This window comes from Streptomyces sp. NPDC042346, assembly GCF_055581845.1.
Genome location: NZ_JBVJEH010000005.1, coordinates 54,780 through 74,632, shown reverse-complemented (window position 1 = coordinate 74,632; position 19,853 = coordinate 54,780). Strand labels below are relative to the sequence as shown.

General features: G+C 70.7%; 14 protein-coding genes. 8 read left to right on the top strand and 6 right to left on the bottom strand.

What is annotated here, in order from left to right; genetic code table 11:
• Positions 1–152 precede the first annotated feature (152 nt).
• The 5 genes from ACZ6K0_RS21940 to ACZ6K0_RS21920 all read left to right on the top strand — a co-directional run bounded on the left by ACZ6K0_RS21940 (position 153) and on the right by ACZ6K0_RS21920 (position 7,272).
• Positions 153–1,295, top strand: coding sequence for a mandelate racemase/muconate lactonizing enzyme family protein (locus ACZ6K0_RS21940; protein WP_469229739.1), 1,143 nt, complete (start codon positions 153–155; stop codon positions 1,293–1,295).
• A gap of 59 nt (positions 1,296–1,354) precedes the next feature.
• Positions 1,355–3,508: a DUF6351 family protein gene (locus ACZ6K0_RS21935; RefSeq protein ID WP_469229737.1), complete on the top strand. Its 2,154-nt coding sequence runs from the start codon at positions 1,355–1,357 to the stop codon at positions 3,506–3,508.
• Between the two features lie 297 nt (positions 3,509–3,805).
• Entirely contained in the window at positions 3,806–4,996 is a 1,191-nt protein-coding gene (locus ACZ6K0_RS21930) for an alpha/beta fold hydrolase (protein WP_469229735.1), read from the top strand.
• Between the two features lie 477 nt (positions 4,997–5,473).
• The gene (locus tag ACZ6K0_RS21925; protein ID WP_376403936.1) at positions 5,474–6,691 is read left to right on the top strand and encodes a type III PLP-dependent enzyme; all 1,218 of its coding nucleotides are present in this window, start codon (positions 5,474–5,476) and stop codon (positions 6,689–6,691) included.
• Positions 6,688–7,272 (top strand): GNAT family N-acetyltransferase, encoded by a 585-nt coding sequence (locus ACZ6K0_RS21920; protein ID WP_469229733.1) that lies wholly within the window; start codon positions 6,688–6,690, stop codon positions 7,270–7,272. Before ACZ6K0_RS21925 ends, ACZ6K0_RS21920 begins: the two co-directional genes overlap by 4 nt.
• Before the next feature lie 62 nt (positions 7,273–7,334).
• On the opposite strand, the gene ACZ6K0_RS21915 is transcribed toward ACZ6K0_RS21920, so the two are convergent.
• Both ACZ6K0_RS21915 and ACZ6K0_RS21910 read right to left on the bottom strand, forming a co-directional pair.
• Positions 7,335–8,675: a type I glutamate--ammonia ligase gene (locus ACZ6K0_RS21915; protein ID WP_469229731.1), complete on the bottom strand. Its 1,341-nt coding sequence runs from the start codon at positions 8,673–8,675 to the stop codon at positions 7,335–7,337.
• A 226-nt stretch (positions 8,676–8,901) separates the two neighbouring features.
• Positions 8,902–9,936 (bottom strand): 3-oxoacyl-ACP synthase III family protein, encoded by a 1,035-nt coding sequence (locus tag ACZ6K0_RS21910; RefSeq protein ID WP_469229729.1) that lies wholly within the window; start codon positions 9,934–9,936, stop codon positions 8,902–8,904.
• A 284-nt stretch (positions 9,937–10,220) separates the two neighbouring features.
• On the opposite strand from ACZ6K0_RS21910, the gene ACZ6K0_RS21905 reads away from it, so the two are divergent.
• The gene (locus ACZ6K0_RS21905) at positions 10,221–11,312 is read left to right on the top strand and encodes an alpha/beta fold hydrolase (RefSeq protein ID WP_469229727.1); all 1,092 of its coding nucleotides are present in this window, start codon (positions 10,221–10,223) and stop codon (positions 11,310–11,312) included.
• A gap of 54 nt (positions 11,313–11,366) precedes the next feature.
• On the opposite strand, the gene ACZ6K0_RS21900 is transcribed toward ACZ6K0_RS21905, so the two are convergent.
• From ACZ6K0_RS21900 to ACZ6K0_RS21885, 4 genes are read right to left on the bottom strand one after another with little or no spacing between them, the layout of a single operon-like run.
• The gene (locus ACZ6K0_RS21900) at positions 11,367–12,158 is read right to left on the bottom strand and encodes an ABC transporter ATP-binding protein (protein WP_469229725.1); all 792 of its coding nucleotides are present in this window, start codon (positions 12,156–12,158) and stop codon (positions 11,367–11,369) included.
• Positions 12,155–14,020, bottom strand: a complete 1,866-nt coding sequence (locus ACZ6K0_RS21895) for a dipeptide/oligopeptide/nickel ABC transporter permease/ATP-binding protein (protein ID WP_469229724.1) — start codon at positions 14,018–14,020, stop codon at positions 12,155–12,157. The genes ACZ6K0_RS21900 and ACZ6K0_RS21895 overlap by 4 nt, the downstream gene beginning before the upstream one ends.
• Before the next feature lie 2 nt (positions 14,021–14,022).
• The gene (locus ACZ6K0_RS21890; protein WP_469229722.1) at positions 14,023–14,991 is read right to left on the bottom strand and encodes an ABC transporter permease; all 969 of its coding nucleotides are present in this window, start codon (positions 14,989–14,991) and stop codon (positions 14,023–14,025) included.
• A 13-nt stretch (positions 14,992–15,004) separates the two neighbouring features.
• A complete protein-coding gene (locus ACZ6K0_RS21885) occupies positions 15,005–16,588 on the bottom strand; it encodes an ABC transporter substrate-binding protein (RefSeq protein ID WP_469229720.1) in 1,584 nt (527 codons plus the stop codon).
• Positions 16,589–16,982: 394 nt separating this feature from the next.
• Here ACZ6K0_RS21885 and ACZ6K0_RS21880 point away from each other — a divergent pair, with 394 nt between their 5' ends.
• A complete protein-coding gene (locus ACZ6K0_RS21880; RefSeq protein ID WP_267042172.1) occupies positions 16,983–17,315 on the top strand; it encodes a DUF5132 domain-containing protein in 333 nt (110 codons plus the stop codon).
• A 231-nt stretch (positions 17,316–17,546) separates the two neighbouring features.
• Entirely contained in the window at positions 17,547–19,805 is a 2,259-nt protein-coding gene (locus ACZ6K0_RS21875) for an ABC transporter ATP-binding protein (protein WP_469229719.1), read from the top strand.
• Positions 19,806–19,853 lie beyond the last annotated feature (48 nt).

Here is a 19,853-nt window from a genome sequence, read left to right as displayed (position 1 = left end):
GTTCCCGGGAAGTGTCAAGACGTGTGACACGACTTGATCGTCGACGGAATCCCACTCACTGCAAGGGTCTTGCGCTGGGACTCGACTGCCCCCAATGATGCGTTCCCGAGAAAGATGCTGACGTTGCGGGAACGTTTTCATAGAGGAGTGGAATGAAGATCACCGGCCTGGAAGTGCTGACTCTCCCCGACCACGGCGACAGCATGATGCTGGTCGTGGTCGACACCGACGAGGGCATCCACGGTCTGGGCGAGGTCGGCATCAGATCGCGGCAGCGGGCGGTCGCGGGGGGCCTGGAGCATCTCGCGGAGCTGATCGTCGGCGAGGATCCGCGACGGATCGAGCATCTGTGGCAGGTGATGTTCCGGCGGGGCTTCTTTCCCGCCGACCGCATCCTCGGGGCCGCCATCGCGGCGGTCGACGTGGCCCTGTGGGACATCCGCGGCAAGGCGCTCGGCGTACCGGTCCATGAACTTCTCGGCGGCCGGGTACGTGATCACGTACCCGCCTATGTGCACGTCGGTGACGGGTACCACGACCGCGAGTGGTTCCTGGACCGCTGCCGCGAGTTGGTCGCCGAGGGCTGGCGCCATCTGCGGTTCGCCTCGCCGCACGACGCGGACGACACCCTCGATGCCCGCCGCTGCCTGCGGGACTCGGTGGACCTCTTCCACCAGGTGCGGGGCGCGGTCGGCGACGAGGTGGAGCTGATCCTCGACGTCCACACGCGGCTTGATCCGCCGGAGGCGCTGACGCTGTGCCGGGAGATCGAGGCGGCCCGCCCGTACTTCGTCGAGGACCCGTTGCGCTGCGAGAACCCGGACAGCTACCGGATGCTGCGGGCGCGTACCGGCGTACCGCTGGCGGCAGGCGAACAGTACGGCTCCAAATGGGAGTTCAGGACCCTGATCGAGGGCGACCTGATCGACTACGCCCGCGTGGACGTCGGGGTGGCCGCGGGCCTGACCGAGGCGAAGAAGATCGCGGCGATGGCGGAGACCCATCACATCAAGCTGGCCACCCACAATCCGCTCGGGCCAGTGACCGCCGCCTCGTCGCTCCAGCTCAATCTGGCCTGCCCGAATGTGGCGATCCAGGAGCACCAGACCGATCCGGATCCGGAGATCGCCGCGCTGTTCACCGCGCGGCCGACGATCGTTCCGGGTCGGGTGGAGATGAGCGAACTCCCGGGCATCGGCGTCGACATCGACCGGGAGGCCGCACGCCGCTACCAGGCCACCGCGGCCGAGCGGCCTCATCTGCGCGCGGCGGACGGGGCGTTCACCAACTGGTGACCTGCCGCGTCCGGACATCGAGTACGCAATCCCACTCAGGAAGTGAGGCGAATTCCATCGTGACTTTCACCGCAGCCACGAGGAGACCGGCCCGGCTGGGCCTTGCCGGTCTGGCGATCATGGGCGTACTGGTCGGCGCGGCAGCGACGCCGGCCAGCAGCCTGGACGGCGGGCAGCTCCAGGTGACGGCCCTGTCGTCACGGCCCGGCACGGTGTCGGGCGACGACGCCCTGATACGCGTCGAGGTGCCCGCGTCGACACCGGCCGGCACGGTACGGGTCGAGGTGGGCGGCCGGGATGTGACCTCGGCCTTCCGGCCCTCCGGCGACAACGCGCTGACGGGCGTGGTCAAGGAGCTGTCCCAAGGTGACAACCTCCTCACGGCGAGCGCCCCGGGAGCGGAATCCGGGCAACTGACCCTGAAGAACCACCCGGTCACCGGCCCGATCTTCTCCGGACCGCACGAACAGCCGTTCGTCTGTGACACCGCCGAGTTCAAGACGATCACCGGCGTCACCCTCGGGCCGCCGCTCGACCAGGACTGCTCGATCAAGACCCGCGTCGACTACATGTACCGCACCACGGCCGGCAAGTTCGTCCCCCTGCCCGACCCGGCCGTACGCCCCGCCGACCTCGCGACCGCCACGACGAGTACCGGCGTGAAGGTCCCGTACATCGTCCGCGTCGAGACCGGCACCATCAACCGCGCCATCTACGAGACGGCCGTACTGCACGATCCGCAGTCCCCCGACCCCGACCCGCTGCAGCGCGGTCCGGGCTGGAACGGGCGGCTGGTGTACGGCTTCGGCGGGGGCTGTGCGGGCGGCTGGTACGTCCAGGGCCGCAACACCGTCGGCATCATGAACGACGCGTATCTGAGCAAGGGGTACGGCGTCGCGTCGTCCTCCCTCAACGTCTTCGGCAACAACTGCAACGACGTCCTGGCCGCCGAGACCATGAGCATGGTCAAGGAACACTTCGTGGAGACGTACGGCGAACCGGCCTTCACCATCGGCAACGGCTGCTCCGGCGGCTCGTACCAGACCCATCAGATCGCCGACAACTACCCGGGGCTGCTCGACGGAATCCTCTCCGGCTGCAGCTTCCCCGACGTCGGCTTCGGGACGGTCCAGACGCTCAGCGACGCACAGCTCCTGAACCACTACTTCACTCAGGTCGCGCCCGACGCGTTCACCCAGGAGCAGCAGCGGGCGGTCTCCGGGTTCGGAAAGTGGGAGAGCATCGGCAGCCTGGCCAGGGCGGCCGGACGGATCGACCCGACGGTGTACTGCCCGGCCCAGCTGCCCGCGGCACAGCGTTACGACCCCGCGACCAACCCGGGCGGTGCGCGCTGTGACGTCTACAGCCACACCGTGAACGTGTACGGCAAGGACCCGGAGACCGGGAAGGCGCGCAGGCCGCTGGACAACACGGGGATCCAGTACGGGCTCCAGGCCCTGAACGACGGCACCATCGACATGGACCAGTTCATCGACCTGAACCGGCGCATCGGCGGACTCGACTCCGACGCCAAGCCAGTCGCCGCGCGTACCGCCGCCGATCTCGCGGCGGTGCGGCTCGCCTATCGCACGGGCCGGTTGCTCAACGGCGGTGGTGGGCTCGCGAACGTGCCGATCATCGACTACCGCGACTACGTGGACGACGCGGCGACCGGTGACATGCACATGCGTTTCCACTCGTTCTCCACCCGGGCACGGCTGGACAAGGCCAACGGCACCCACGCCAACCAGGTCATGCTGACCCGCTCCAGCGGGCACGGGTTCACGCTCGCCGGGATGGTGTCCGACATGGACCGGTGGCTGACCGCCATCAAGGGGGACGCGGGGGACGGCGCCCCCATCGACAAGATCGTCCGGAATCGGCCGACGGGCCTCACGGATGCCTGCTGGACGCGTGGCATCGGCGCGCAGAAGATCGAGGAGCCGCAGGTCGAGGGCATCGGCAATACGGCGTGCAACACGCTCTACCCGGTGTGGACCTCGCCTCGGATGGTCGCCGGCGCCGATGTGGCCAACGACATCGTGAAGTGCCGCAAGCGGCCCGTGACCCCCGATGACTACCAAACACCGGTGACTGACGTGCAGTTGAGCGCACTGAAGGTGATCTTCCCGTACGGCGTCTGCGACTGGTCCGTTCCCGGGGCGGGGCAGCAGGGGCTTGTCGGGACATGGCTCTCCTACGGCACGGGCTGACCGGAACCGACAGGGACAGGACCCCCGGCCCGCCGCCCCCCAACGAGGGCCGCGCCGGGGGTCTACTCGTCGGGCCGCGGCGCGACCCAGTCCGTCCCGGCCGCCAAGGGCATCTGAAAGAACGTCAGCGTGTGGTCGCAAAGGGGTGATTACCGCATAAAAGGAGTTCAGAGCAAAACGCGACACTCAGGTATATCTACACGGTCGACCGCCCGACCTCGGATAGGTAGTGGATCTTCCCTCTTCCCTGACCGAGGAGCCCTCGTGCTTTGTCGTCGCGCCCTGGGCGGGCGTGCCGTGGCAGCCTTCACCGCCGCAGCCTCCGCCGTACTCACCTTCACCGTGCCCTCCGGCGAGGCGGCCGCCGCCGCAGACCAGCCGCGTACCCTGCGTCCGACGAGCCGGCCCGCCGCGAACGGCGACGCGATCAGCTCGGAGCCGGCCGTGTTCTACCTGGACCCGCTCAAGGCGATCAAGGTCAAGGCGAGCGTGCACCGCATCATGTACCGCACCACCGACCGCACCGGGAGGGCCATCGCCGTCACCGGCACCGTGCTGAGTCCCACGACTCCCCGCGCCGGCCAGCGCCCGATCATCGCCTTCGCCCCCGGCACCCAGGGCCTGGCCGACAAGTGCGCCCCCTCCCGGCAGCTCGCCGAAGGCACCGAGTACGAGGCGCTGCCCATCAAGAAGCTCCTCGACCAGGGCTATGCCGTGGTGGTGACCGACTACCAGGGGCTCGGCACACCCGGAGTCCACACCTACCTGGACCGCGAGGCGCAGGGCCGCGCGGTCCTGGATTCGGTCCGGGCGGCCCAGCGTCTGGACGCCGTGGATCTGCCGGACGCCGGTCCGGTCGCCCTATACGGCTACTCCCAGGGTGGCGCCGCGGCAGCATCCGCAGCCGAGCTGGCCCCCACCTACGCGCCCGAGCTGAAGATCAGGGGCGCGGTCGTCGGCGCTCCGCCCGCGGACATGAACAAGGTGGCCGCGAGCATGGACGGCTCCGCCTATGGGGCGTTCTTCAACTACGCGCTCTCGGGGCTGGCCACCTCGTACGGCATCGACATCGGCCCGTATCTCACCGCCCACGGCAAGCGCGTGACGAACGACCTGCGGGACAACCTGTGCACGACGCAGGCCCTCGCCAAATACCCCTTCCTCAACTCGCGTTTCCTGACCGTCGACGGGCGCCCGCTGACCGAGCGCCTCGGACGCGTCCCGTGGGACACGATCGTGGCCGAGCAGCAGCTCGGCAAGCGCAGGCCGGCCGTGCCCGTCCTGCTCTCCCACAGCGCCCTGGACGACGTCATCCCCCAGCAGGTCGGCAAGACCCTTGCCGCCGACTGGTGCCGCCTGGGTACGACGGTGAAGTTCTCCGGCAACATCGTCCCCGGCCACATCGCCGCGACCGAAGCCACCAGCGCCGACGGACTGCCCTGGCTCGCGGACCGCTTCGTCAACAGGACCGCACCCACCACCTGCTGAACCCGGCGTCATCCCCCTCTGCCCCGACCCCGGCCACGATCCGCCGGACAGGCCCTAGCCTCCGCAGAGGGGGATCGGCCCCCGAAGTCCTCGATCCGGGATGAGAATGCCCGCGCGTCCGCTGTCAGGCATCGAGGATGGTCACTCAAAGGCCGCTGAGTTCACAGGCCATCTGAAAGTCGTCGACTTTGGCGGTACCGGGCCTCGCTCGCACCGTCTCGCGCAGATACCACGCTCTCCATGACGCGGTGGTGCAGGGAGCGCGGCGAGGTGAAAAGCCGGGGCAGGCGTCATAACCGACCTTCGCCCGTCTCGTTTCCCCTGTGGATGCCGGCAAGCCCCTGGCATCGATCAGACCATCGGATTGGAAGTTCACACGTGAGGCCTCAGGCCACCGACACGCGTCATATCGCCGAGCAGCGCCGGACGGCCGACCGTAGCAGCACCGGCCACCGCACCCTGACCGCGTCGGCCACAGTGCACGAGCCCCCCGCCCGCCACCCCGGCCGGCACGACCGTCCCGGCCTGCGCGCCGCCCTCGCCGCCGCCACCGAGGACGTCATCATCTACGACCTGGACGGCATCGGCCGCCAGTACACCGCGCTGCGCGCCGAACTACCCGGCGTCGCCATCCGGTTCGCGATGAAGGCCTGCCCCGTGGAGGAGGTGCTCGACCACCTCGCCCGCCTCGGTTCCGGCTTCGACGCGGCCAGCCCGCAGGAGATCACCCAGGCGCTGCGCACCGGGGTGGCCCCCGAAGCGGTCCACTACGGCAACACCGTCAAGTCCGACCGCAACATCGCCGAGGCCTACCGGCTGGGCGTGCGCGACTTCGCCACCGACAGCGTGGAGGACGTCGCCGCAATCGCCGAACACGCCCCTGAGTCGCGGGTGTTCTGCCGGATCGCGACGACCGGCGACGGCGCGTTATGGGGCCTGAGCCACAAGTTCGGCTGTTCACCCGAGGATGCCCTGCGGGTGCTCGTTGCCGCCCGGGCCGCCGGGCTGGTGCCCTCTGGTCTGTCTGTGCACGTCGGCTCCCAGCAGATGACAGCCGAGGCCTGGGGCGAGGCGATCGAGACACTGGCCGCCTTACTGGAGCGGCTCAACCGGCACGGCGTCGTTCCGGACCGGGTCAACCTCGGTGGTGGGCTGCCCGCCCTGGGTGTCCTCGACCGGCGCGGCCGGCCACTGGAACCGCCGCTGGACAAGATGTTCACGGTGATCCGCGAAGGCATGGAACGGCTGCGCGCCGTCAATGCCGCTCCGCTGAACTTCCTGCTGGAGCCCGGCCGCCACCTGGTCGCCGACCACGGCGCGATCCGTGCCCACGTCGCCCGGCTCACGTCCCGCCATCGGCTCGACGGCACCCGTGAGGACTGGCTCTACCTCAGCTGCGGTAAGTTCAACGGCCTTTACGAGATGGACCAGTTGCAGTACCGGCTGGAGTTCCCGGCCCGCCCCGACGGGCAGTTCGTCAACGCCGTGGTGGCCGGTCCGACCTGCGACAGTGACGACGCGTACGCACAGGACGGCATGGTGCGCGTCCCGCGCACGATCGCGTCCGGCGACCCGGTCTGGGTCCACTCCTGCGGTGCGTACGCCGCCGCCTACGCCACCCAGGGGTTCAACGGCTTCTCGCCGCTGCCGTACACCTGCATCGGCGGCACGGCTCCGGAAGGAGACGGCGCATGACCGACACCCGGATCCGGCTGCTCCAGGAGGGCGACTGGGACGAGTTGGTGGCGTTGGAGGAACGCACCTACACGGCGAGCGGCCTGTCCGAGGGAGAGGCGGCGCTGCGCTCCCGGCACCGTGCCTCGCCCTCGACCTGCTTCGTGTTGGAGCACGCGGGCGGCTTCGGCGGCTACCTGCTCGCCCTGCCGTACCCGCTCTTCCGCTGCCCTGACCTGAGCCTGGCCGAGGAAGGCGCGGTGCAGGGGAGCAACCTGCACCTCCACGACCTGGTGATCGCCGAGCGGGCGCGCGGTCGGGGTCTGGCTCGCCGGATGCAGGAGCGCCTGGAAGAGACCGGACGGGCAGCTTCGTACCAGACGCTCTCTCTGGTCGCCGTGAACGGATCGCCCGTGCTGTGGACCACGCTGGGCTACCGCACCCAGCCCGGGATCGGGCTGCCCGCGAGCTACGGCACCGAGGCGGTCTACATGGTGAAGCCCGTGGAGATCGCTGTCACGAGCCGCGTCCCGGGTCCTCTCCCAGAGCAGAAGCGGGCTGACGCGGATGGTTCCGTCCCCGGCGTGGTCCGCCGATCCTGACCGGCCACCGGGGCGCTGTCCTTCCTCTCCGGGTTCCCCTGGGCCGTCGCGTGATCCGCGCGTCAGTACCGCCAGCGCGCCGCCTCGATGACGTACGCGTCGGTACGCGTCGCGAACAGCTCTGCCTCCGCCCGCCGGACGGCAAGCACGGCTTCGTACAGTTCGGCGCCGAGTGCCTGTCGAAGCAGAGTGGACTTCTCGTACGCGTCGGTCGTCTCCGGCAGGCTCGCCGGGAGGCGTTCGACGCTGCCGAGGGCTGCGGGGTCGCTCCGGGTCTCGGGAGGCAGGGGCAGGCCTGCGTCGAGACCGGCGAGTCCGGCGGCCAGCACGCCACCGATCACCAGATACGGGTTGGCGGTGGCGTCGAAGCACTTGAACTCGGCGTTGGCCTGCCCGGCGGTGGAGCCGGCGATCAGACGCAGCGCCGCCTCACGGTTCTCCAGGCCCCAGCAGCGGTAGGCCCCGGCAAAGCGGGAGGGGACCAGGCGCAGGTAGGAGGCGGCGCTGGGCGCGCCGAGGGCGAGGAGAGCGGGCAACTCGGTCAGTGCGCCCGCGAAGAAGTGCTCGGCGTCGGGGTGGAGCCCGTGGCGGCCGGGGCCGCCGTGTCCGAGGTTTCGGTCCTGTCGCCAGAGGCTGAGGTGCAGGTGGCCGCCGTTGCCGATCTCACCCTCGGTGAAGACAGGCGCGTACGAGACACGGAGACCGTGCCGGGCGGATACGGCCCGGATGGTGTGGCGCACCAGCATCGTGGTGTCGGCCGCCTCGACCGGCCCCTCGGCGGCGACAGAGACCTCGAACTGGCCGGCGGCGTACTCGGGGTGGAGCTGCAGCACGTCCAGTCCTTGCCTGGTGAGGGCGCGCAGCACCTCCCGCAGGTAGTCGGAGTGCTCGATGAAGCGGGTCATCCCATACCCGGGCCCGACCGTTGCGGGGTTTCCGGCGGCATCGGCCACCACCCACTCGATCTCGATCCCGGCGCGCACCGAGAGCCCCCGCCGCTCGACGGCCTCGGTGGCCCGGCGGGCGAAGCCGCGCTGGCAGCCGGGGTGCGGGGTGCCGTCCTGGGTGTACCGGTCGGCCGGGGCCCAGGCCCAGCCGGGCTGTGCGGCGAGCGGGGTGAGCCGGTCGAGGTCGGGGACGAGCCGCAGGTCGCCCATCGGGCCGGCACTCGAAGGCGCGGTGGTGAAGGAGTCGTCCACCAGGGAGACGTCGAAGCAGGGTAGGGCGCCGACGCCGTACTGGGCGGCGTGTTCGAGCTGGGCGAGCGTGACGGATTTCACCCTGGTGAGCCCGGCGTTGTCGACCCAGCCGAACACCACCCCGTCGATTCCGTCGGTAGCGAGCTGAGCTTCGGCTGCCCGGGCCTGTGCGGCCCGTTCGGCCCGGGATCGTGTGGTGGTCATGCCACCCATGCTGATGCTCGCGACAGCGGGTGCCTCAGGAATTGCCGAGAGTTCACTCGTCCGTGAACGGACAGAGCAGAGACGAGCCACGGGGCGGAAAACGACCGTGGAACACAGTGCCTCCCCTGTGCCCAGGGGTTCGCATTCCGTAGGCTCGCGTCGGCCGGGATCGACGGGGTTCGAGGTTCGGCAATCCACCTCGGGGCATATCAGTTCCGTGGATCGGTCAGGCGTGCCGGAGGCAGAGGGTTCCCCACTGGAAGCCTGCGCCGATCCCGGACAACACGTAGGTGTCTCCCGGGAGGAGGGAGCCCTCGGCGACGGTGGTGTGCAGTGCGGTGAACAGGCCTGCCGATCCGGTGTTGCCCAGTCGGTCGATGGTGATGGGTGCCCGCTCGCGGGGAACGCCCAGGGCGGCCATGGCCTCCGTGAGGATGTTCACGTTGGCCTGGTGCAGGAAGAAGTACCGGAGCTGGTCGATCGGCACGCCGGCGCGGTCGGCGGCGCTGGTGATGCTCTCGGGCAGGCGGGTGGTCGCGGCGTTCCAGACGGCGCGGCCGTCCATGGACAAGTAGTGGTCTCCGGCGGCGACGGTGGCGCTGCTGGCGGGCAGCCGGGAGCCTCCGGCGGGGATCTGGACATCGTAGGAAAGCTGGGAGCCCAGGCTGTAGGAGAGCAGGCCCGCTCCAGGGGTGTCGGCACGGGTGAGGACGACGGCCGCGGCGGCGTCCCCGAAGAAGACACCGGTGGTGCGGTCGGTGGGATCGGTGATCCTGGAAGCGCAGTCGGCCGCGAGGAGCAGGACGGTGCTGACGGAGGGGTTCTGCAGGAGGTGGGCGGCGATCAGCATGGCCTGGACGCCGGAGGCGCAGGCGGCTTGGGTGACATCCAGGGACAGAGCGCGGTGGGCACCTAGGGCGTCTTTGACGATCAGTGCGGTCGACACGAGCGGCTGGTCCCCCGTGTAGGTGGCGACGATGACCGCGTCCAGTTGCGCGGGCTCGATGCCGGCGGCGTCCAGAGCCGGGTGGGCGGCCGCGACGCACATGTCGGAGGTCGCCAGATGCGGCTCCAGACGGCGGCGCTCGCGGATACCGGTACGGCTGGTGATCCATTCGTCGCTGGTGTCCAGGGTGCGGGTGAGCTCCTGATTGGTGACGACCGTCGGTGGCAGGTGCATCCCTGTTCCGGCGACGGCGAACGGCACGGGCAGGCCGGCACCGGTCTGGTGGAACAGTGTCCGATCCAGGGCGACGGTCACTCCGCGGCGCTCCTCTCGGGCACGTTCGGGGCACCTCGAAGAATTCCCATATTCCGTCCTCGATATCGATTTGCGAATGCCCGGAACTGCCGGGTCCTTCGCAGGGCAATGCCGCCGCAGCATCTCACGGGACGCGGATCTGAAGTTCACCTTTTAATCAATAAGAGTGCACAAAGATACGACTGCTTGACGTCGCATTACTGGAAAGGCTTCGCCGTGCTCCGAGTGGGCGCGGGGCGGATACTGGCCGTGATCGATTCTCGAATACCTGCGCGGAGGGGCCGATGCGACGGGACCGGCGGGACGGACGAGTTGCGGATTCCCTGCTCGCGCTGTTGAGCCGGGACTGGATCGGGGTGCCGGCCGCGGTGCTGATGGCGGGGGTGGGCGCAGGGCTGGCCGGAGCGGGGGCGGGGTGGGCGACGGTGCTCGGCGCCCTGGTCATGGCTGTCGGTGTGCTGCTGGCGGTGGGAGCCGTTCGTCACCTGGTCCTGATGGCCCGCGAGCGGCGGGAGAACCCGCCGCCGGGGCGGCTGGTCGATGTGGGCGGCCACCGGATGCACCTCCTCGCCGAAGGAGAGGCCGGGAGCGGGCCGACGGTGGTCTGGATACCCGGCGGGCACTCCCCCGGGGAGGACTTCCGGGAACTGCACACGATGCTGTCGGCCGGAGCCCGGTCGGTGCTGGTCGACCGGTTCGGTTCGGGCTGGAGCGATGTCGGGACCTTCCCGAGAACGACGGCGGGTGAGGCGGAGGAGCTTTGGGCAGCCCTGGAGGGAGCAAGGGAGCAGGCGCCCTTCGTGCTCGTCGGTCATTCCTTCGGAGGGTTGCTGGTCGCGAACGCGGCCAGGCGTCGGCCGGATCTGGTGGCCGGTCTCGTCCTGCTCGATCCGACGCCCCCGGAGGTCGTCGCCTTCGCGCCGCGCAGTCGGCAGCTCGCGCGGATACGTCGCGGCTTCCTGCTGACGGCGGTGCGGGATCTGTTCGGTGCCCGTCGCGGCACCGGGAGCCGTGCCGGGCAGGGCTGCGCCGCAGCGTCGATTTTCGCCGAGCTGTCGCCGTCCGGGCTGGCGAGAGTCGGCTGGGAGACAGTGGTGTACGACGGGGATCTCGGGGACCTCCCGCTGGTGCTGGTGATACCCCGGGACCTCATAGGCGGCGAGACGGTGCTGGCCGGCGCCGGGGACGCTGCCGAGGCCGAGCGGATCAGCCGCTTCTACCTCCGGAGCAGGGTCCGGTATCTGGCGACGTCGACGTCCTCACGACTGGTGCACACACCGGAGGGAACGGGCCACGACTTTCCGCACGAGGTTCCCTCGTTCGTGGTCGGCGTGGTCGGGGACCTGGTGCGGGAACTCCGCGCCACCGCCCCCTGACCATCCCCGCGGAGTCGGGCCCGACCGGGCGTCGGCGGGAGGAGGAATCCAGGTTCACGACGGCCTCTCCTCGCGCGGGGAGGTGCGCAGGGACGGCACGGAGGCGAGCAGCGTCCGGGTGTACGGGTGCCCCGGTGCGCGCAGGATCGTCTCGGTCGGGGCGGTCTCGACGATCCGGCCGTGCCGCATGACCGCCACGATGTCGGAAACGTGGCAGACCGCCGGCAGGTTGTGGCCGATGAACAGCATGGACAGTCCGAGCCGTCGCTGCAGTTCGCGGATCGTGTTGAGGACGGAGGCCTGCACCGAGACGTCGAGCGCCGAGGTGATCTCGTCGGCGATCAGCAGGCCGGGGTCGACGGCCAGGGCGCGGGCGAGGGAGACCCGCTGGCGCTGGCCGCCGGACAGCTGCCGCGGCAGGCGATCGGCGAGCCGTGGGTCCAAGCCGACGAGGCCGAGCAGTTCGGTGACGCGCTCAGCGCCGGCGGCCCTGTCGAGTCGGCGGAAGACCGTGGCGGCTTCGACGAGAGTCTGGCGAACCGTCATCCGGGGGTCGAGCGCGGTGTCCGGGTCCTGGAGGACGACCTGGACGAGGCGGCCGAGCCGACGCCGGTCGCGGACGGTGCGGGTACGGACCTCCTGGCCGTCGATGAGGACCCGGCCACCCTGCACGGGGACGAGGCCGACGATCGCGCCGGCCAGGCTGGATTTCCCGGAGCCGGACTCCCCCACCAGACCGAGCGTCGTACCGGACGGAATCTCCAGCGAGACACTGTCCACGGCGGCCGGGGAGTCGCGGGGGCCGGGGTGGCGGACGGTGAGGTCGGTCACCTGAAGGGTGGTCATGACGCGGTCACCGTCTCCAGGACCCCTGCCACCGGGGCCGGATGCCAGCAGGCGACCCGGTGGTCGGCATCAAGGTCCTCCAGTGGCGGAGCCTGCTCGGCGCAGCGGTCCTGGCGTCGCGCGCAGCGGGGCTCGAACGGGCATCCCGGTGCGAGTGCGAGCGGGTCGGGCGGTGCGCCCTCGATCGTCGGCAGCGGTCGGCCGCGGTCGGCGCCGAGGTTCGGCACCGAGGCGACCAGGGCCTGGGTGTAGGGGTGCTGGGCGCCGTCGGCGAGGCGGTCGACGGGCAGGGCCTCGACGATGGTGCCCGCGTACATCACCAGCACCCGTTCGCAGAACTCGCCCACGAGCGCGATGTCGTGGCTGATGAACAGGATCGCGGCGGAGGTGTCCCGCCGGACGTCCGTGAGCAGCCGGGTGATCTGGCGCTGCACCGTGACGTCGAGCGCGGTGGTCGGTTCGTCGGCGATGATCAGCCCCGGTCGTACCATCAGCCCGGCTGCGACCATCACGCGCTGGCGCTGGCCGCCGGAGAGCTGGTACGGACGTGAGCGCAGCAGTGCCGGGGGCAGGGCGACCCGGCGCAGGGCGTCGGCGGCCTCCGCAGCGGCCTCTGCCCGGCTCGTACCGCGGTGGGCCCGGACGGCCTCGGTGAGCTGGGTGCCGATCCGCAGGGACGGGTTGAGCGCCGAGGCCGGGTTCTGGAAGATCACCGACAGGCCCGTCGCAAGGTGCCGGTCCCGCTCCTTCACCGTCAGGGCTGCGAGGTCGGCTCCGAGCAGGCGGAGAGTGCGCCGGGACACCCGGGCACCGTACGGGAGCAGGTCGGCGACGGCGAGCGCGGTGAGCGACTTGCCCGACCCCGACTCGCCGACGAGTCCGACGATCTCCCCCGGCCGGAGCGAGAGGCTCACACCGCGTACCGGCCGGATCGTGCCGTAAGGGGTGGGGAGTTCGACGGAGAGGTCTTCGACCTGGAGGACCAGGCCGTCCTCGGCGGGGCCGCTCGGGGTGGGTGTCGGCACGGGTGTGCGCGGCGCCGGGCCGCGGCGCGCGACGTTCCCGGCCAGGACCTCGCCGAGCAGCTGGAAGGTCAGGGCCGCGTAGAGAACGGCCAGGCCCGGGGCGAGAGCGGGCAGCGGCTCTGCGTAGATCCGGTCGAGCCCCTGGCTGAGCAGCTGCCCCCAGTCGTAGCCGGGCGGTTGGACGCCCAGACCGAGGAAACTCAGCCCGGAGAGCGCGACCAGGGCGGTGCCCGCCGCCGTGGTGGTGCTCAGGAGCAGCGGCTCGGCGATGTTGGGCAGGACATGCCGCCACAACAGCCGGTGGCGGCGCAGGCCGAGGACCCGGGCCGCGGCCAGGTGGTCGGTTCCCGCGACGCCTGCGGCGAGGGTCTGGGCGAGCCGGGCGAAGCCGGGGACGCCCGCCGCCGCGAGGGCCAGTACCGCCCCGGCGGCGCCCGCGCCGAACACGACCGCGAGGAACATCGCGACGAGGAGCGCCGGGAAGGCGAGCAGAAGGTTGATGAGCCCGGCGGTCAGCCGACGGCCGCGCCGGCCGAGGACGGCGGTGCAGGCCCCGAGGAGGACTCCGGCGGTCGCACTGAGCAGTGCCGCCGCCAGCGCGAGCAGCAGGGAGGGCCGGGCGGCCGTCAGGACTCGGGCGAGCAGGTCCCGGCCGAGGTTGTCCGTGCCGATCGGGTGTTCCGCGGAGGGGCCCTGGAGCACGGCCGAGGGGTCGGGGCGGTGTGCTGCCGCCCCCCAGACCAGCGGGCCGAACAGTGCGAGCGCGACGAGCGACACCAGCATGGCCGCGGTGACCCAGGCCATGGGCGAGCGCCGGAGGCCGGATGGAACGCTCATGATCACATCTCCCGGATCGCCGAACGAGGGTCGAGCAAGGCGAGCAGCATGTCGACCAGGAGGCCTGTGAGCAGCACGGTGGTGCCCAGCACCAGCACCATGGCCTGTACCACCGGGTAGTCCTGTGCGGCCACGGACTGGGCCATGGCGGAGCCGATGCCGGGCCATGCGAAGACCTTCTCGACCAGCACGGTGCCGGCGATCAGGCCGGGCAGCAGGCTCCCGGCGACGGTGAGTGCGGCGGAGGCCATGTTCGGTGCCGCGTGCCGGAGGTAGCGGCGTGCGGAAGACAGCCGTTTGCTCCGGGCGGTGCGCAGGTAGTCCTCGTTCAGCACCTTCAGCGCTTCCACCCGGACGATGCGGAGCAGGACGGCGGTGGGGGCGAGGGAGAGCGCGAGGACGGGCAGGACGAAGGACCCGAAGCCCGCCGCACCGGCCACCGGGAGCAGGTTGAGGCCGACGGCCAGCAGCGCGGTGAGTCCGGCGGCGAGGACGAAGTCCGGCACTCCGGTCAGACCGGCGGTGACCGCGACGAACACCAGCTCGGTACGCGGACGGCGGCCGTCGCGGGTGCGGAGTGCCGCCAGCAGGCCGCCGGGCAGGGCGACGGCGAGAGTGACCAGGAAGGCGAGGCCGGCGATCTCCAGGGTGGCCGGCAACCGGGTGCGCACCAGCTCCGCGACCGGTGCCCCGGTGACCAGCGAGGTACCGAGGTCGCCGTGCAGGAGGTCGCCGAGGTAGTGCTGGTACTGGGACAGGAAGGGCGTGTCGAGTCCGAGGGCGTGCCTGCGGGCGGCCACCAGGTCGGGGGCGGCGTCGACACCGAGCGCGGCCCGGACCGGATCGCCGGGGATGAGGCGGATCATCGCGAACGACGCGGTGATCACGACTCCGAGGGAGAGGAACAGCCGGAGGCCGCGGCGGCCGAGGAACACCGTCCAGGGATGACGCAGCAGCTGGGGTACGGACATGGTGGGCCCCAGGTCACTGGTGGAGGCGGATGCTGGTGGGAACGAGCTGGCCGCCGAAGGTGGTGGCGAAGGTGGTGCGGTAGCCGTACACGCTGCTTCGGCCTTCGGCGATCGGCAGCGCGTCGGCCGAGCGGAAGAGCGCGGCGGCGGCCCGGTTCCAGGTGCCGCATCCGGTCGTGTCGGTCTCCCGGAGGGCCTGGGCGACCAGGGCGTCGTACTCGGGATTGGTCACCCCCGCGAAGTTGAGGCCCTGGGCGGGCGTGGAGCCGGAGAAGAAGGGGATGAAACCGGCCGGCAAGGCGAAACCCGGGGTACTGCCGACCACCACGTCGAAGTCAGCGCTCTGGTACATGGCGTTGACGAGGGCGGGCAGGCTCTCGTTGACCAGATGGACCTCGGCGCCGAGCGCCGTCCACTCGCGGGCCATCAGCTCGGCGACGGAGGCCAGGGTCGGGCCGAGGTCGGGGCTGGTGATCAGGCGGAGCCTGAGCGACCGGCCGTCCTTGGTCAGCGGGCCGTCGGCGGAGCGGGTCCAGCCGGCGGAGCGCAGGGCCTCGACGGCGTTCCGCGCGGGCAGGTTGGCGTCGGCGAGGTCGGCGTGGCAGAGGGCGCCTTCGGCGCCGAAGTCGGTGGCGGGGATGCCGGTGCCGCCGACGGCGACGTTGGCAAGGCCCCGGCGGTCGAGGCCGGAGACCAGGGCACGGCGCAGCGCCCGGTCGGCGAGGACCCGGCCGGGGCGCTGGTTGAAGAAGGTCAGCCCGACTACGGTCGCCACGTCGGCCGTGGCAAGACCGCGGCCGGTGAGCCGGGCCCGGTCGGGCCCGCTCACGCGCGCGATGTCGACGCCCCCGGTGAGCAGCAGGTTCGCCGCCGTGGAGGTCTGGGGCACCACCGAGACGACGATGTGCGCGGGGAGACCGGGTTCCTTGGTCGTCGCCCCGGCGGGTCCCCAGGAGTAGTCGTCGCGGACGGTGAACTCGTACGGCCCGCCCGGGGTGTAGCGGGTCAGTACGTAGGGGCCGGTGCCCTGGGTGGTGCGGTCCAGTGAATCGGGCCGGTCGAGGCCGGCGGGGCAGACGATCGGCAGCAGGCCGAGAGTGCGGGTGAGGAACGGGAAGGGAGCGGCGGCGGTCGCCGACACCGTGCCGGTCCCGTCGTCGGCGCGCGCGGTGAACGGGACGTCAGGGAGGACGGTCCGGGCACCGGCCAGCTGGTTGGCCGGGTCTCCCGCGTAGGTGAGCGCCCGGGCCACCGCCGAGGCGGTGAGGGGGGTGCCGTCGGAGCAGGTGATGCCCGGGCGGAGGGTGAAGGTGGCCGTGGTGGCCGTGGCCTGCCAGGAGGAGGCCAGGCCGGTGACCAGGGTGCCGTCGGGAGCGAGGTTGACCAGGGAGTCGTAGGCGTAGCGGGCCTGGGAGGCGCCGAAGGTCGAGTACGGGTCAAAACTCGGCGTCTCGCTCGCATCGGCGATCCGGACGGTGCCGTGGTCCACCAGGGGGGTGGTCGTCGAGGAGATGGTGCCACCACCACAGCCGGTCAGCGCGACGGCCGAGGCCGTCAGGGCGGCCGCGAGGACGACCGTAGGGGTGCGTCGAAGCATGGCGTCATGCTGCCACCCGGGCTTGGCGGTGGTAAGTCAACCAAAGAGTGAGGCGCGGGTGTTCGAATACCGGGAAATAATGTGGCCAATCTAGGGATACGTAATCAAGCCATCGCGTGAACTCATGTACGAACATGCGGGAATTCAGGTCGCACAGGATGGTCTTGAACACTCACAAGAGTGAACCCAGAGGCATCCATTTGGCCCAGGCGGGCATGGTTCCACTACGGTGATCACGGGATCGGACGGCGCGTTCCGATTTCTGGGAACCCGCTTCGTTAGGTGAATCCCGGATTTCGCGATGGAATGCTTTCACCCACCCGGCTGTGCGCTGCTCCGGTGGTCGCCTTACCCGGGTTCCCTGCCATACGTATCGTGGAGAGGATGGAGCATCATGCTGCCGCCCCTAGTCCCGCCCTTCCTGGTCGGCCTCATCGTCGCGCCGCTGGCCAAACGCCTGCTCAAGCCAGTGGTGAGTGGAGTCGTCAGGGCATCCGTCGGCATCGCGATGGAGGTGAAGAAGGCGGCGGAGGAGGCCGGCGAGAACATTCATGACCTCGCGGCCGAAGTGGCCGCCGATGTGATGGCCGCCCAAATCGCCGCCGGGGAAACCGGAGGACCTTCCGGTGACGGCCAGCGCGCCAATGGGCATGAAACCAAGGGGGAAGCGAGGACCCCCAAGATTCGCACGCCGTCCACCGGTAGCGCCGCCGGAAAGGCGCACTGACGACCCGTAGGATCTCACGGCCGCCGCCAGGCGCGTATGCCGATCGACATTCGGCGGAATGCGCCCGGGCGGCGGCCGTTCGCAGGCCGTTCGGCCGCAGAGATTTGCCGCCTAGAATTTCCCGCTCCGTCGCCGTAATTCCGTCGTGTCCGTGACGGATTCCGCGACCTCCGCAAACAGGTGATCGTACACATGCCATCGCTACTGGGTGCCGCATCCGGATTCCGCGCCGTGGAATTGGGTGCAAGCCCACGCTCGGTCACACCGGGCCGCCAGCGCTGGGACATCAAGCTGATTCTCGGACGACCCCGGACGGCCGAGGTCCTCGCCGCCACGCTGCGCCGCATTCCCGGGATCACCGAGGCCCAGGCCAACCCGGTCACCGGCGGGATGCTCATCCGGCATGACATGCGGCTGCGCGCCACGGACATCGGCCGGATCGTCAGCAGAGCCGTCGCCCGGGTTGCGGAGGAACCGACCGAGGCGGGGCGTCCGGCACCCGCCGGCCCCGCCCCCGCACCGGCCCCGCGGGCGGGCAGCGGCCTGGTCGTACGCCCGGTACTCGCCGTCGGCGGCGGGGTCGCGGCCGGGGTCGCGCTGGTCAAGGGGTCGGCGCTGAGCAGGCAGGTCGTGGCCGTGGCCGGTGTCGCCGCCGCGACCGCGGTCGTCCTCCGGAAGGCGTGGCGCGGAACGGTCGACACGTCCCGGGCCGCGGCCGGGCCCGGTGCCGAACGCCACGCCTTGGTGGAGATCGTCGGTCCGCACCGACGCCGCCTCTACCGCGCCGCTGCCCTGTCCGTCGCCTGCCAGGCCGCGGAGATGGCGCTCGGCACCTTCCTCGGATGGACCGGCCTGGTCCTCATCAAGGGTGAGGCAGCTCCGCTGGTCAGCCTCGGCCTGACCACGGCCTCCGCTCAACTGTGGGGCCTGGCCGGGCTGGTGGCCGCCGCCTGTGCCGCGGTGGCGGGCCTTTCCTACGCCTCGACCCTCCAGTGGCGCCGGCTGGGCCAGGACATCGAGCACGACTGGCGGGGCCGCACGTACCGACACGTCCAGCACCTCGAACTGGGGCACCTGGAGGGCGAGCGGACCAGCCGGGTGGCCGGCGCGCTCACCAACGACGTCGGCCAGCTGGGCGCCTTCTTCGCCGGCCCGGCCAACGACGTGCTGCAACTCGTCACCAGCCTGGCCCTCCTGGTGCCGGCGTTCCTCCTGCTGGCACCGCAGATCGCCTGGATCGCGTTCCTGCCGATCCCGGTCATCGCCTGGCTGTCGCTGCAGCACCAGGAGAAGGCCGCGGCGGAGTACGCCGTCACCGGCGAGTCCCGGGCCAGGCTGGGCAGCCAGGTGATCAACTCGCTGGAAGCCGGTGCGACCGTCAAGAGCTTCTGCACCGAGGGCTACGAGGCCGAACGCGTCGACGAGCTGAGCGAGGCGGTCCAGGAGAGCAGCCGGCAGACCGACCGGAGCACGAGCCGCCACGCCGAGACCATCCGGTCCTGCACCACCGCGTCGATGGCAGGCACCCTGCTGATCGGCGGTCGTTCGGTGCTCAACGGCACCCTGCGCTTCGAGGTGTTCAGCCCGCTGATCGGGTTGCCTCAGATGCTGCTGATGCGGATGAGCCGACTCGGCGGCATCGCCGACCAGTACCAGCGCACCCTCGCCTCCTACGACCGGGTCCAGCGGCTCCGCGCCCTGCCCGTCGAGGCCGACGGCGGCGACGGGACGCTCGACCTCGCCGAGGTGCAGGGCGAGATCGTCCTCGACCGGGTCACCTTCGCCTACCCCGGCCGATCGACGGCACTGAAGGATCTCTCGCTGACCGTCCCGGCCGGGCAGGTGACCGCCCTGGTGGGCGCCACCGGCTCCGGCAAGACGACGATCGCCAGACTGCTGATGCGATTCCAGGACGCCCAGTCCGGAAGGGTGCTGATCGACGGACAAGACATCCGGGGCCTGCGACGACACAGCTTGCGCCACGCCATCGGCTTCGTCGCCCAGGACCCGTTCCTCTTCGACGGCAGCATCGCCGACAACATCCGCTACGGCAGCTTCGACGCCTCGGACGAGGCAGTACTCCGGGCCGCCGCCATGGCCGAGGCGCACAGCTTCATCGCGACGCTGCCGGACGGCTACGACACCCTGATCGGTGAACGCGGTGCCGCGCTCTCCGGCGGCCAGCGGCAGCGGATCGCCCTGGCCCGGGCGATCCTCAAGGACTCTCCGGTCGTGATTCTCGACGAGGCCACCTCCGCGGTGGACAACGAGACCGAGGCCGCCATCCAGCGCACGCTGCGCGGCTTCGCGGCCGACCGCACGATGGTCGTCATCGCCCACCGCCTCTCCACGGTCCGCCACGCGGACCGCATCTACGTCATGGACAAGGGCGGCATCGTCGCCGAACAGGGCACCCACAACGAACTCCTGGCCCAGCACGGACTCTACGCATCTCTCTGGCAGCTCCAGGCCGGCGAACTCGCCGTCTGACCGCAGAAAGCCGTTCCGCCCGCCGATCGCGTGACACCACCGCGGTCG

Coding starts and splice junctions, on each gene's coding strand:
- ACZ6K0_RS21940 (WP_469229739.1), top strand. CDS start 153: ATGAAGATCACCGGCCTGGAAGTGCTGACTCTCCCCGACCACGGCGAC.
- ACZ6K0_RS21920 (WP_469229733.1), top strand. CDS start 6,688: ATGACCGACACCCGGATCCGGCTGCTCCAGGAGGGCGACTGGGACGAG.
- ACZ6K0_RS21915 (WP_469229731.1), bottom strand. CDS start 8,675: ATGACCACCACACGATCCCGGGCCGAACGGGCCGCACAGGCCCGGGCA.
- ACZ6K0_RS21905 (WP_469229727.1), top strand. CDS start 10,221: ATGCGACGGGACCGGCGGGACGGACGAGTTGCGGATTCCCTGCTCGCG.
- ACZ6K0_RS21900 (WP_469229725.1), bottom strand. CDS start 12,158: ATGACCACCCTTCAGGTGACCGACCTCACCGTCCGCCACCCCGGCCCC.
- ACZ6K0_RS21895 (WP_469229724.1), bottom strand. CDS start 14,020: ATGAGCGTTCCATCCGGCCTCCGGCGCTCGCCCATGGCCTGGGTCACC.
- ACZ6K0_RS21890 (WP_469229722.1), bottom strand. CDS start 14,991: ATGTCCGTACCCCAGCTGCTGCGTCATCCCTGGACGGTGTTCCTCGGC.
- ACZ6K0_RS21885 (WP_469229720.1), bottom strand. CDS start 16,588: ATGCTTCGACGCACCCCTACGGTCGTCCTCGCGGCCGCCCTGACGGCC.
- ACZ6K0_RS21880 (WP_267042172.1), top strand. CDS start 16,983: ATGCTGCCGCCCCTAGTCCCGCCCTTCCTGGTCGGCCTCATCGTCGCG.